General features: G+C 67.2%; 10 protein-coding genes. 5 read left to right on the top strand and 5 right to left on the bottom strand.

Annotation, left to right across the window (positions count from 1 at the left end):
- Positions 1-22: 22 nt before the first annotated feature.
- Both RI032_RS10395 and RI032_RS10390 read right to left on the bottom strand, forming a co-directional pair.
- On the bottom strand, positions 23-730 hold the full coding sequence (locus tag RI032_RS10395; protein ID WP_197618747.1) for a helix-turn-helix transcriptional regulator: 708 nt from the start codon (positions 728-730) through the stop codon (positions 23-25).
- Positions 730-1,365 carry a Rossmann-fold NAD(P)-binding domain-containing protein gene (locus RI032_RS10390; RefSeq protein WP_322546975.1) on the bottom strand — a complete coding sequence of 212 codons (636 nt, stop codon included), beginning with the start codon at positions 1,363-1,365 and terminating at the stop codon, positions 730-732. Before RI032_RS10390 ends, RI032_RS10395 begins: the two co-directional genes overlap by 1 nt.
- A gap of 107 nt (positions 1,366-1,472) precedes the next feature.
- Between RI032_RS10390 and RI032_RS10385 the strand changes: the two genes are divergently transcribed.
- Positions 1,473-3,011: a GGDEF domain-containing protein gene (locus tag RI032_RS10385; RefSeq protein WP_049453972.1), complete on the top strand. Its 1,539-nt coding sequence runs from the start codon at positions 1,473-1,475 to the stop codon at positions 3,009-3,011.
- Between the two features lie 95 nt (positions 3,012-3,106).
- Here the strand turns inward: RI032_RS10385 and RI032_RS10380 are convergent, their stop codons facing one another.
- Positions 3,107-4,033, bottom strand: a complete 927-nt coding sequence (locus tag RI032_RS10380) for a DUF808 domain-containing protein (protein WP_043399421.1) — start codon at positions 4,031-4,033, stop codon at positions 3,107-3,109.
- 209 nt (positions 4,034-4,242) lie between these two features.
- Here RI032_RS10380 and RI032_RS10375 point away from each other — a divergent pair, with 209 nt between their 5' ends.
- Together RI032_RS10375 and RI032_RS10370 are read left to right on the top strand one after the other, a co-directional pair.
- Positions 4,243-5,886: an ABC1 kinase family protein gene (locus tag RI032_RS10375; RefSeq protein ID WP_224329419.1), complete on the top strand. Its 1,644-nt coding sequence runs from the start codon at positions 4,243-4,245 to the stop codon at positions 5,884-5,886.
- A gap of 240 nt (positions 5,887-6,126) precedes the next feature.
- Entirely contained in the window at positions 6,127-8,232 is a 2,106-nt protein-coding gene (locus RI032_RS10370; RefSeq protein WP_322548250.1) for a phosphoglycerol transferase I, read from the top strand.
- Positions 8,233-8,767: 535 nt separating this feature from the next.
- Here the strand turns inward: RI032_RS10370 and RI032_RS10365 are convergent.
- Both RI032_RS10365 and RI032_RS10360 read right to left on the bottom strand, forming a co-directional pair.
- The gene (locus RI032_RS10365) at positions 8,768-11,137 is read right to left on the bottom strand and encodes a DUF3772 domain-containing protein (RefSeq protein WP_322548249.1); all 2,370 of its coding nucleotides are present in this window, start codon (positions 11,135-11,137) and stop codon (positions 8,768-8,770) included.
- Positions 11,138-11,278: 141 nt separating this feature from the next.
- Positions 11,279-11,527 carry a hypothetical protein gene (locus RI032_RS10360; protein WP_006474562.1) on the bottom strand — a complete coding sequence of 83 codons (249 nt, stop codon included), beginning with the start codon at positions 11,525-11,527 and terminating at the stop codon, positions 11,279-11,281.
- A gap of 182 nt (positions 11,528-11,709) precedes the next feature.
- On the opposite strand from RI032_RS10360, the gene RI032_RS10355 reads away from it, so the two are divergent.
- Together RI032_RS10355 and RI032_RS10350 are read left to right on the top strand one after the other, a co-directional pair.
- The gene (locus RI032_RS10355; RefSeq protein ID WP_010482059.1) at positions 11,710-12,204 is read left to right on the top strand and encodes a lipocalin family protein; all 495 of its coding nucleotides are present in this window, start codon (positions 11,710-11,712) and stop codon (positions 12,202-12,204) included.
- Positions 12,205-12,217: 13 nt separating this feature from the next.
- A complete protein-coding gene (locus RI032_RS10350; protein ID WP_164191536.1) occupies positions 12,218-13,426 on the top strand; it encodes an FAD-dependent oxidoreductase in 1,209 nt (402 codons plus the stop codon).
- Positions 13,427-13,487 lie beyond the last annotated feature (61 nt).

Raw genomic sequence — 13,487 nt, 5'->3', positions numbered from 1 at the left:
CCGCTTCCCGCTGTTGCTGTGGTTATGAGCGGTCCAACCAGTCCGGTGCGATGCCCTGTGCCTTCTGCCACCGCCGCAGCAGGGTGGCGCGTGGCACGAGGTAGTGATCCTCCAGCACACGCACCTGGCGGATGCGGTCCAGCCGGAAATGACGGAAATCCTCGCGGCGCTCACACCACGCCGCCAGCATCGGCACTTCATCGAAGTAGCCCAGCGCGAATGGCCAGACGGTGCGCTCGGTACGCTGGCCCTGCGCGTCCTCGTAGCCGAACTTCAATCGCTGCTGCGAACCCACAGCTTCACGCACGGCCTGCAGGCGCGCGGGGGGAACCTTGCTCCCAGCGCGCGAAGGGCCCACGCGCAGGCCACTGTCACGCAAGGCCTCGCGGCGCGCCGCAGGCAACACATGGGCGATACGCGCCAGGGCGTCACGTGCTGCCTCGGCCAGCGCAGGCTCGGTGCGGGCCGCGACCCAGCGCAGGCCCAGCACCAGCGCATCGATCTCGGCCGGTGGCAGGGTCATCGGCGGCAGGGTATCGCTCGGCGCCAGCTGGTAGCCGACGCCGGCCTCGCCACGCAGGTCGGCGCCCTGCTCGCGCAGGGTCTCGATATCGCGGTACAGCGTGCGCAGGCTGATACCCAGCGCATCGGCCAGCACCTGCCCCGCGACCGGCCGTCGATGACGACGCAGCAGCTGCAGCAGCTGGGTCAGGCGCAGCGCTCGCGACATCAGCCGACCAGCGCGCGCGACGCCACCACGTGCTCGCCCGGTTGCGGGGCCAGCGCGGCCTCGACCAGTGCCTTGGCGATCTCGCTGGCCGGGTTGATCCGCCACGCCCGCGGCAGTACCGGCCCCAACGCGCCGAGTACCGTCAGTGCGAAACGCTCGCCGCGACGCACCTCGTTGCGCTCGCCCCCGATCAGGCCGGGACGGACCAGGGTCAACGAGTTGAAGCCCAGCGCGCGCAGGTCACGCTCCAGCTCGCCCTTCACCCGGCTGTAGAAGATCGACGACTGCGGGTTGGCGCCGGCCGCGGAATTCAGCACATAGGTACTGGCCCCCTGTGCCTGTGCGAGCCGTGCGAACGCCAGCGGATAGTCGTGGTCAATGCGATGGAAGGCCTCGCGGCTGCCGGCCTGGGCAATGGTGCTGCCCAGCGCGCAGATGACCGCGTCCACGCGCGCCCATTCGGGCGAAGCGGGCAACGCATCGAAGGCCAGCACCGGGTTCTCCAGCTTCCCGTGAGCTACACCCAACGGGCGGCGGGTGGGCGCCACCACGGCGCTGCAGCGCGGGTCGTCCAGCAGCCTGGGCAGGGTCAGCCCACCGACCAGGCCGGTCGCCCCCAGCAACATCACGCGCATCAGCACCTCCACTGCGGCATCCTGTCGCCCATCCTAGCCGTTCAAGCCGTCGGCGGCCGCGCCGATATGCTGGAACCAGTCCCTGCCAGCCCCCCAGGATTCGCTCCATGACGGACCAGCCCGACCACCGCCCTGCCCCCGGTACCGCCCTTGGGCCGCCGGCACGCGTGCGCGCGGTGGTGGACGATGGGCTGGGTGACCGCGTGGTGCTGCAGGGCGGCGGTGGCGTGGCCCTGCAGCAGCTGTTCGCAGGCGCCGACGCGCCGGAACCGCTGCTGGCGGCGTTCGCCAACGGCATGGCCACCCTGCCGGGCGAGCTGGGCGACATGGGCGACCGCCTGCAGTCGGCGCAGGCCAGCGCCGATTGGCCGCGCTACGGCCGCGCGATGCGGCAACTGATCGACAAGTACATCCGCACCATCGAACAGCATTCGCCGGACGGGCAGCCGGAAAGCCTGCGCCTGTCCGAGCAGCTGCGGCTGCTGCTGGGCGGTGCGGTGGTGGCCCTGCTGCAGCACGACCCGGATCTGCGCGAACAGGCGCAAGCTCTGGCCACGCGCCTCCGCCAGTGGCAGCCGGGTACCGCACTGGAGCCGATCGAACAAGGAGTGCGCGAACTCGGCCACCAGGTCGGCGTGCGCGCCGAGAGCTGGCAGGAGCAACAGGCGCTGCTGCTGGAGCTGTTCGCCTTGCTGCTGGAGAACGTGAGCGAGCTGCTGGATGACCGCAGCTGGCTGCAGGGCCAGATCGCGGCAGTGCGCCAGTTGCTGGACGGTCCGTTGGAAGCCGAAGCGGTCGAGCGCACCCGCGCCGAGTTGCGCGAAGTGATCTACAAGCAGGGCCTGCTGCGCCAGGGCATTGATGATTCGAAGGCCGCGATGCGCGGACTGATGGGCGAGTTCATCGAGCGCATGGATGGCATGGCCACCAGCACCGGTGAATACCACGACCGCATCGGCAGCTACGCCCTGCAGCTGCGCGAGGCACGCAGCATCGCCGACCTCAACCAGCTGCTGCAGGAGGTGATGCGCGATACCGGCAAGGTGCAGCAGCAGGCTGCGCAGGCCCGCGATCACCTGGCCAGCGCGCGGCAGGAAGTGGAACGCGCAGAGCAGCGCATTGCCGAGCTGGAGCAGGAACTGCGTGCTGCCGGTGACCTGGCGCGTATCGATCCGCTGACCCAGGCACTGAATCGCCGCGGCCTGGACGAACTGCTGCAGCGTGAACTGGCGCGTGCCATGCGCAACAACTCGCCGCTGGGCGTGGCGGTGATCGATCTGGATGATTTCCACCTGACCAACGAGGCGCACGGTCACGCTGGTGGCGATGCTTTGCTGCAGCACCTGGTGGCCGTGTGCAAGCTGCTGCTGCGCGCCACCGACGGCATCGCACGGTTGGGCGGCGACGAGTTCGTTCTGGTACTGCCGGAAACCCAGGGCGCAGACAGCATGGCCACCGTGCAGCGCCTGCAACGTTCACTGGCGCACCGCGTGCTGACCGTGCAGGACCGGCGCGTGCCGGTGCATTTCAGCGCCGGGCTGGCGCAATGGCAGCCCGGTGACGATACCGAGACCCTGTTGCGCCGCGCCGATGACGCGCTGTATGCGGCCAAGCGGCAAGGCAAGAACCGGGTGCAGGCGGGCTGATGATCCAGCGTGCAGACGCTGTAGCGCCCGAGCCCATGCTCGGGCGGCGGCGCGCAGCGCCGTAGAGCAGCCGAGCGTGGGCTCGGCTCTACAGATCATTTCCCGCGCAGCTTCTGGAACCCGGTCACCGCCGCCAGCACGATGGCACCGGCGATGATGCCGACCACCATGTTGGCCGCAGCACTGATCAGCCAGCCCCACTGCCCTTCACCGCCCAGCGCCTGCACCGCGTGGTGCAGCGCCGGCACGTTGTGCACCAGGATGCCGCCGCCGACCAGGAACATGGCGATGGTGCCAGCCACCGACAGGAACTTCATCAGCCACGGCGCCGACGCCACCAGACCGCGACCGAAAGCGGCAATGGCTCCGCCCTTGCGCGACAGGTACAGGCCGACGTCATCAAGCTTCACGATGCCCGCGACCAGCCCATAGACGAACACCGTCATCGCCAATGCAACCACGGCCAGCGTGACCACCTGGTTGGTGAACGGCGCGGTGGCCACCACGCCCAGGGTCAGCACGATGATCTCGGCCGAGAGGATGAAGTCGGTGCGGATCGCGCCCTTCACCTTGTCCTTCTCCCACGCCACCATGTCCACCTGCGTATCGGCCAGCGCCTTGCGCCGTTCGGCCTGATGCTCGGCGTCGTCCTCGGCTGAGTGCAGGAAGCGGTGCGCCAGCTTCTCCACGCCTTCGAAACAGAGGAAGGCACCACCGATCATCATCAGCGGCACGATCAGCGGCACGTTCCAGCCGCGGCTGTGCAGCCAGGCCTCCAGGGCGCTGATCGCCAGTGCTGCCGGTACCAGGATCACCTTGTTGACCAGCGAGCCCTTGGCCACCGCCCACACCACAGGCAGCTCGCGGTTGGCGTTGACCCCGGTCACCTGCTGCGCGTTCAGCGCCAGGTCGTCGCCCAGCACACCGGCGGTTTTCTTCGCCGCGACCTTGGTCAGGACCGAGACATCGTCGAGGAGGGTGGCGATATCGTCGAGCAGGGCGAACAGGCTGGCACCGGCCATGGGAAGTCCAGAGAGGGAATGAGCGGATTCTGACCGATACCGGGGCGGCTGCGGAAGCGGTCGGATTCACCGCGTGCCTACCGCCCCCCGGCGACACTGCGGAATCCGGACATTGCTGGCCAGCGGCCGGCACGACCGTCTTTGCCGCATGGGAGTTCCGCTTGAGCAATCCGCCCACCGCCAATGGCAATCCCCCGCTGGTCAAAGGCATGAACCGGCGCAGCCAGATCCTGCGCCTGTTGATGCGCTACCGCCATTCAGGCGTATTTTCCGGCATGAACCTGGATGCCGCGGGCAATCCGGCCGACGTACCGGCAGATGGCAACCCGGAACAGTTCGTCAGTGACCTGGAAGCCTTGGGGCCCACCTTCGTCAAGCTGGGCCAGATGCTCTCTACCCGCCCGGACATGGTGCCGGTGGAGTTCGCCACGGCGCTGGAGCGCATGCAGGAGAAGGTGGCCGAGATTCCGGTCGAGCGCATCCATGCCATCGTCGAGCAGGAACTGGGCGCCCCGGTGAACAAGCTGTTCGCTGCGTTCGATCCCGAGCCACTGGGCTGCGCGTCAATCGCGCAGGTGCACCGCGCGGTGCTGCACGATGGCCGCCAGGTAGCAGTGAAGGTGCAGAAGCCTGAAGTCGCCGCGCAGCTGCGCTCGGACCTGGAGGCGCTGCGCAGCTTCGCGCTGGCCGCCGACCATCTGACCCAGGTGGGCCGCCGCGTGCGCCTGCGGGATTGGCTCAACGAGTTCGCCAAGACCCTGATGCAGGAGCTGGACTACCACGCCGAGGCCGAGAACCTGGCCCGCTTCGGCCGGCACCTGAAGCCGTTCCGCCGCCTGTGGATACCGCAGCCGCTGTGGGACTACAGCAGCCAGCGCGTGCTGACCATGGAACTGGCCACCGGCGTGCGCGTGGATGCGATCCCCGATGTGCGCCGCACCGAACAATCGATGGACCCGTTGGCGGCGGCGCTGATCCGCGGCTACCTCGACCAGATCTTCGTGCACGGCGAGATCCACGCCGACCCGCACCCCGGCAACCTGCGGGTGATGCCCGATGGCCGGCTGGCGATCTTCGACCTGGGCATGGTCGCGCACATGCCGCCGCGCCTGCGCGAGCGCCTGCTGAAGATCCTGTTCGCCGCGGTCGACGGCCGTGGCGAGGAAGTGGCCGACGACCTGATCAGCATCAGCACGCGGCTGGAGGCGTTCGACGAGGAACGTTATCTGCGCGAGACCGGCCAGTTGATCGCGCGTTACGCCGCCAGCGGCACGTTCTCCGAAGGCCGCGTGGTGCTGGACATGGTGCGCATCGCCACCGCCTGCGGGCTGCGCACGCCGCCGGAACTGAGCCTGCTGGGCAAGGCACTGCTCAACCTGGAAACCGTGTGCCGGCTGCTGGCACCAGAGCTGGAAACACGTCGCATCGTCGAGCGCCAGCTGCAGCACGTGATGCGCGCACGCCTGAAGAAATCGCTGTCTGCCGCCAACCTCGCCAGCGAGGCGATGGAGCTGCAGCAGCTGCTGCGCGATGGGCCGCGCAAGCTGTCGGACATCATGGCCCTGCTGGCCGAAAACCGCCTGCAGATGAAGGTGACCGGCCTGGAAGAATCGCGGTTGATGGAGAACCTGCAGAAGATCGCCAACCGCGTCGCGGCCGGCATCATCAGCGCCGCGTTGATCATGGCCGCCGCGATGATGATGAAGATCGACACCGGCTGGCATCTGTTCGGCTACCCGCTGATTGCGCTGATTCTGTTGTTCATCGGCGTGGTGCTCGGCCTTGGCATCGTGACCAGTGCATTGCTGTTCGACCGTCGCGCACGGGCACGCGAAGAACGCGGGCATCGCTAGCACATCAACGAAAACGCCGTATTCATGCGGCTTTTAATGCAATCCAACGTAGCCTTTCACGCTCGTTTTACCTTCTGAGCGCGATTTCGCGCGCGTCATTCCAACAAACATTTCAGTCAGGTTCGTGCATGCACTATCGGGTCATCGGCCTGTCATGTGCATGTGCTTGCGACAGCGCCGGTCGGATGGACACGCGTCGGTACGACGTCCATCAACATCCCGTCACTGCCGAAGCTGCCTATGCTCTGGATACTGTTGTTGTCGTTGTTGCTGCTGTGCTGGCTGTTCCTCGCGTCCGACAAGTGGGTGTGGTGGAAGGCCAGCGCATTCTCGCTGCTGCTGCTCATGCTCAGCGCATGGTGGCTGATCGACAAGCTGTCCGGTGATGGACTCAACGCTGCAACCCTGTACCACCTCGGCGCCGACATGGAAGGCGCCGGTGTCTCCGACTTCAAGGGCTACATCGCCGGCTTCATCGTGCTGGCGCTGGTCTCGCTGCTGCCGCTGTTCGCCACGCGTGTGAAGCGCTGGCGCCGGCCCGGCCACGGTGGCGCGTTGTTCGCCGGTTTCGCGGCCGTGTGGGTGGCCACGATCATGATCAGCCCACTGGCCCGCGACGGCCAGCGCCTCTACCAGCAGCTGCGCCCGGTCGACTTCGCGCGCATCGCCCCCGAGTACCAGGTTCCGACGAAGCCGCTGCAGCGCCCGCGCAACATCGTCTGGATCTACGGCGAAAGCCTGGAGCGCACCTACCTGGATGAGAACGTGTTCCCGGGCCTGATGCCCAATCTCAACCGGCTGGCCACAAAGTCGCTGGACGTGCGCGGGCTGGCCTCGGCCGAAGGCAGCGGCTGGACCATCGCCGGCCTGGTGTCGTCGATGTGCGGCGTGCCGTTGACCACCTCGCAGGGCGATGAGAACAGCATGGACCGCATGGGCAGCTTCCTGCCCAAGGCGGTATGCCTGGGCGACTACCTGAAGCAGCAGGGCTACACCAACCACTATCTGGGCGGTGCCAACGGCCAGTTCGCCGGCAAGGGCCAGTTCCTGGCCAGCCACGGTTTCGATGAAGTGCATGACCTGGCCTGGTTCAAGCAGCAGAAGAAGATCGGCCGCATCCACTACTCGGCCTGGGGCGTGCACGACGACGTGCTGCTGGACACCGCCTACCAGCGCTTCGAGCAGCTCTCGCGCGCCGGCTCGCCGTTCATGCTGACCACGCTGACCATGGATACCCATCACCCAGCCGGCCATCTGCCGGTGTCGTGCAAGGGCGAGCGCTACCAGAGCCAGTACGGCAACATCAACATGCTCAACGCGCTCAAGTGCAGTGACCGGCTGATCTCGCAGCTGGTGCAGCGCATCCAGGCCAGCCCCTACGGCAAGGACACACTGATCGTGATCGCCTCCGATCACCTGGCGATGCCCAACGATCTGACCCACATTCTGACCCGGCAGAAACGCGAGAACCTGCTGCTGTTCCTGGGCGATGGCATTGCCCCGCAGCAGCTCAGCGCCGACGCCGGCACCACCCTGGATTCGGGTGCGACCCTGCTCAGCCTGCTGGACCCGAACCTGAAGACGATGGGCTTTGGCCGTTCGCTGATCGATACCCAGCGCGCGCCCAGCGCCAGCGTGGCCACCCAGCGCGATGGCGGCCGCGACTACCCGCAGTATCTGGCCTTCGCCCGTTCACTGTGGCTGGGTGAACCGACCCGCGAGCTGAAGATCGACGGCGACGACCAGGTGGTGGTCGGCCTGCAGCACGTGCAGCCACCGGTGCTGCTGGAGTACGACAAGGACTGGGGTTTGAAGTCCGTGTATCTGGAAAACACCTCGCGCCAGTTCGATGATGCCAACCCGGACAACACCCTGGCCTATGTCGACCGTTGCACCGCGTTCGAGGACGGCTCGGCCGACGGTGACTGGTGCGCCCTGCTCGTCAACCGCGACAACGGCATCAAGCTGTACCGCGACAACGACCTGCGTGGCGGCATTGCCGTGGATGCGCCGCTGGACGCCTTCCAGGGCCCGCGCCCGAGCGTGCGCCAGGCACACATGATCACCCAGAAGGGCCGCCGTACCCGCGCCGGCCAGTACATGCTGCAGCTGGTGGCGAGTACGCGCCCGGATCGTGGTTTCTGGATCGAAGCGGTGTCGTCGCAGCGCAAGGTGGTGCTGGCCCAGCAGTGGGTGCAGCCCGATGCTGACGGCAAGATCAACGTGTCGTTCGGGCTGGATCACGAAGTGGACGATCTGGAGATCCGCGCGTGGTTGAACCACGCCGAGAAGCTGGCGGTGGATACGTTCGCACTGGTGCCCTCGCGCAGCCGACCGCGGGGGTAGGGTTCTTTGCAGGGCTGCGCCCTGCACCCGCTACAAACCGGGGCAACGGCAACAGCAACAGCGTGCATTCCGTGGGATGGCGGGGCGGTGTCGGAGTGCGGGGACGCCGTAAATCCGTCCCTGGAGGCTTGGCAGCCGCATCCATGCGGCTGACACCCCGCACTCCGGCACCGCCCCACCTCTGACAGATTCCTGCGGCTGTCGGTAGGTGTCGACCTTGGTCGACACTTCTGTCAGATATCGAAATCAATCTGGGGTCAGATCCGTTTTCCGGAGGAAAACGGATCTGACCCCAATAGTATTTCCAACAGATCGCGGAAAACTGTCGAAGGCGGGGTGGGTCCGGTTGCGGGAGTGTCCGCGGCATGGATGCCGCGGCCAAGCCCCCATGGATGGGTTTACGGCGTCTCCCGCAACCGGACCCACCCCGCCATCCCACGGAATGCACGCTGTTGCTGTTGCCGTTGCTGTTGCTTCGGCTGTTGCTTCGGCCGTTACTTCGGCGGGTGCAGGGCGCAGCCCTGCAAATAAACCCCTACTCCTGCGGATCGCGGGTGATGTGGATATCCGTCGGGGTCGACAGCGGAATGTTCCGCTCCGCCAGGATCTGCAGCAGGCTGAAGTACAGATCGCTGCGGGTCGCATACACCTGCCGCGGGCTGGCCACGTACGCGAAGCTGTTGATGGTGATCTGGCCACCGGCAATGCTGTCGATGTAGACCGTCGGTGCCGGCTGATTCAGCACGTTGGTGTGCGCGGTGTACGCATCCAGCAGCGCCTGCCGCAGGTTGCCGACATCGGTGCTGGGCGGCACCGCGAACTGGATCTGGATGCGGCCCTGGTTGTTGCCCATCGTCATGTTGCGCACGGTCTTGGTGACCAGCTCGGAGTTGGGCACGATCAGGGTCGATTTGTCCCCCACCTGGATCTCGGTCGAACGCAGGCTGATGCGGCGGATGTCGCCTTCCTGATCACCCAGCTTCACCCAGTCACCGATCTTCACCGGGCGCTCGGCCAGCAGGATCAGGCCGGAGACGAAGTTCTGGGTGATCACCTGCAGGCCGAAACCAATACCCACCGACAGCGCGCTGACCAGCAGTGCCAGCTTGCTCAGCTGCAGTCCCATCGCGCTCAGGGCCCAGATCACCGCGATGATGATGCCCACATAGCGGGCAACGGTACTCACCGAATTGCGCGCGCCCAGATCCAGCTCGGTCTTGGGCAGGTAGGTGTCGGTCAGCCAGCGCTGTACCAGCTGGGTAACGGCCAGGCCAGCCAGCAGCACCAGCACCGCCAGCACGATGCGCACCGGCTCCAGCTTGGTCCCGCCAATGTCGAATCCAGACGTGAACAGCGAGGAGAAGCGCTCCACCACCGCGCCGATGTTGCCGAACGGTGCCACCAGCGCCAGCAGCGCGATCAGTACGACGATGGTGCGCAACGCCGCCGACAGCAGCACGCCCGCCTGTTCCAGCCGCGATACGCTCAGGCCGGTGCTGAGCAGGATGGTCTGGCCCACCTTGCTGTCCGCGTTGAGCATCCACGTGCTCAGGTCATCAACGAACTTGAACAGCAGGGTCGCTGCCAGCACCACGATGCTGCCGCCGATCAGCTGCTGGTTCACGAACTTGGCGAAGTTCAGGTAGCCCAGCAACGTCGCGACGATGGCGGCCACCACCGCGACGTTGCCCGCCACGCGTGCCAATACCAGCCAGCTGCTGCGGCGCACCGGCGTGGCCGCGCCCACGCCATCGGCCTGTGCCTCCAGCTTGGCCTCGGCCTCGGCGGTCTGCCGGCGATGCAGGCGTGCCAGGGTCACCAACATGGCCATGATCAGGCCCAGGTAGGTCAGGGCAATCAGGCCATCCAGCGCCACCGTGGTGACATCGCTGGTGCGCGTGGCCTGGTCGAGGGCCATCAGCACCGTGCTCAGCCAGGCCAGCGCCGCAGCGCCCCACGCGTACTTGCGCAGCTTCAGCGCGGCGGTGTCGTCCAGGTTCAACAGCCGCCATGACGGGCGCTTGGGCACCAGCATGCAGGCGCTGAGTGCAGCGATGAAGGCGGCGCGGAAGGTGGCCGTCTCCAGGCCGTCGGCCACCACCTGCAGGCGCGGCGCGATGGCATCGATGGCGTCCAGCGCCGCCATCAGCACCACCACGGCATAGCCGGGCAGCAACGTGCCGACCAGCAACAACCACATGGCCAGGCCGGAACGGCGCAGGCGACCATCGGGCGCACGCTCCGACGCCGCAAAGCGCCGCCCCAGCCTACGCAGCCACAGCCGTAGCGGGAACATCATCACCAGCGCGGCGATCAGGCCCAGCAACGGCGTGCCCCAGCCATTGGCCCGGACGCCGGCAACGAACGTATCGCGCCCCTGCTCGGCCAACGGCGCGACGCGTGCGATATCGATCGGCAGGCGCTCGGCCACCTTGCTCCACAACGCAGGCGACAACGGCGAGGCGACCTTCTGGCCCAGTTCTTCGGTGCGTTGTGCGGTGCGCTGCTGCTCGATGTCCGCCGCCAGCTGCTGCGCACGCACGGCACTGGTCTTGGCCTGCGCCACCGATGCGGCCAGGCCGTCGCGCTGCTTGTTGATCGTGCGCCGTTGCGCCGCCAGTTCGGGCGGCTCGGTGGTGCCCTCGGCAGGCGTGCCCAGCTGCGCCAGCTGTTCGTCGAGGCGGTCCTTTTGCGGCTGCAGCGCCTTTTCCAGCGCCTCGGCGTCACGCCGTACCTGCGAGGCATTCTCCGACAGCATCGCCAGCGTCTCGATGGCTTCAGCATCGCCACGCTTGCGATCGATCTCCTTCAGGCTGGACTCGATCTGCGCCAGCTGCTGCTTTGGCGTAGGGTCTTCATCCTGTGCCAGCACCGGCACGGACAGCAGGAGGGCGGTGCACAGCATCAGGACCCACCAGGGGCCCCGTGCACGGATCGATCGCAGGAAAGAAGACACGCCAGCCACACCGGTTCGCGCGGACCACCGCGCCTGCGCGCGACTATACGGCACAGGCGGTAAAGGGCGGATGGGCGACGCGCAGCAGTATCAGTACTTCAGGCGCAGCTCTTCCACGGTCGGCTGCTGCAGCGCGTACCAGTCCTGGAACTCTTCCTCGGTGATCTCATCGGGCGCGTACACCGCCACCGGATGCCAGTCGTGGTCGGTCGGCAGCGGCTGGCGCGGGCCGGCACGCAGGCTGTAGCTGACGCCCTCGTAGTCGACCAGGTCATCGACCTGCGGCCACTGTTCGCGTGCGAACGCGGATTCACTCTTCAACAGGATCACCTGGTACATCGGCACCTCCACTTCGGTTGGATCAGGAAAACACGGCGCTGGCGGCAGCATACCGCCGCACCGGTGACAACGGGCACGCCGCAGCAGCGACGGAACGTTCTGGACACGGCCATCGCCCAGGCTTCACCCGCCCATGGCAAGCCCATCGGCATCGTGGAGGTCCCCCCCTGCCACGACCGCCGATGACCGAGCACCCGCCGCTGAAGACCGTTGCCGACCTCAAGCTGCCCCGCTACCTGGGCACCTGGTACGAGATCGCGCGCCTGCCGATGCGCCATGAACCGGAAGGCTGCACCGACGTGTCGGCGCACTACACCCTGCTCGACAACGGCAACGTCGGCGTCACCAACCGCTGCCGCATGGACGGCGAGGTCGAGGAAGCCACCGGCGAGGCCTGTGCCGTCGACAACGACAGCGCGCGCCTGGAGGTCAGCTTCCTGCCCAAGGGCCTGCGCTGGCTGCCGTTCGCCAAGGGCGACTACTGGGTGATCCAGGTCGCCCCGGACTACAGCGTGTCACTGGTCGGCAGCCCCGATCGCAAGTACCTGTGGCTGCTGGCGCGAGAGCCGCGTCTGGACGCCACCGTGCAGGACCATTATCTGGCGGCCGCGCGCCTGCAGGGCTTCGATCTGTCCGAACTGATCCAGACCCCGCATACCGGCCATCCCACGGCCTGAGCCGCACACAACCATGGACCTGAAAAGTGGCTACCCGTGGTGGGCGGTTCGCAACGGCCTGATCCACGCCTTCCCGCCGCTGCAGCAGGACCTGCGCTGCGACGTACTGGTGGTGGGCGGCGGCATCACCGGCGCGCTGATTGCCGACGAGCTGTCCCGGCATGGCCACGACGTGGCGGTGATCGAGCAGCGCGACATCGGCTGGGGCAGCACCGCTGCCAGCACCGCGCTGCTGCAGTACGAGATCGATACCCATCTGCTGGAACTGGCCCAGCGCTACGGCCAGGACGCCGCCGCGCTTGCCTACCGTGCGTGTGCCGAGGCCATTCCGGCCCTGGGCGACGTGGCGCGCGGGTTGAAGGATGTGGATTTCCAGCGCATGGACAGCCTCTATCTGGCCAGCCGCCACCGCGACGTGCCGCGCCTGATGGCCGAGGGCGATGCCCGTCGCGGCATCGGCCTGGATGCCCGCTGGCTGGGCCCGGAGGCACTGCGGGAACGTTTCGACGTTGAGGCCGGCGGCGCCCTGCTGACCCGGCAGGCGGCCCGGGTTGATCCGTATCGGCTGACCTATGCGCTACTGCAGCGCGTGCGTCGGCGCGGCGGCCATGTGCATGACCGCACCGTACTGCACAGCCTCGATGCTACCGCGCGCGGGGTGGCCGCCCGTACCGAAGCCGGTGCCACCATCCGCGCACGCCACGTGGTGCTGGCCATGGGCTATGCCAACCAACGCTGGCTCAAGCAACGGGTCGCACGCAACCGCAGCAGCTACGCCTTCATCACCGATCCCATCGATGCGGACGTGCTCGGCCGGCTGCGCACCACGATGGTCTGGGAGAGCGCCCGCCCCTACCTGTACCTGCGCGCCACCGGCGACCGTCGCCTGCTGGTCGGCGGGCTGGACGACGCCATCGACATCCCCGCCCGCCGCGACCGGCGCGTTCAGAGCAAGGCCGACCAGCTGATGAAGCAGCTGCGGCGCTGGTTCCCACGGCTGGACCCGGTGCCGGCGTTCTCCTGGGGCGGCACCTTCGCCGAGACCGCTGATGGCCTGCCGTTCTTCGGCCCGCACGAACAATGGGGCCCGCGGGTGCACTTCGCCATGGCCTACGGTGGCAACGGCATCACCTATTCGATGATCGGCGCGCAGCTGCTGCGCGCCCGGATCGAGCGGCGCACGCATGCGCTGGAGGGGCTGTTCGGGTTCGGCCGGTTGTAGCCTGCAGCCAGGCATGGCCTGGCTCTACCGTAAGCGGGCGCCGACAGGCATCATTCAAGCA

Origin of the sequence: Stenotrophomonas geniculata, from assembly GCF_034508895.1 — a bacterium.
GTDB classification, from domain to species: domain Bacteria; phylum Pseudomonadota; class Gammaproteobacteria; order Xanthomonadales; family Xanthomonadaceae; genus Stenotrophomonas; species Stenotrophomonas geniculata.
Note: the sequence above shows the minus strand (reverse complement) of the source record. Positions and strands in the feature narration are given on the sequence as shown.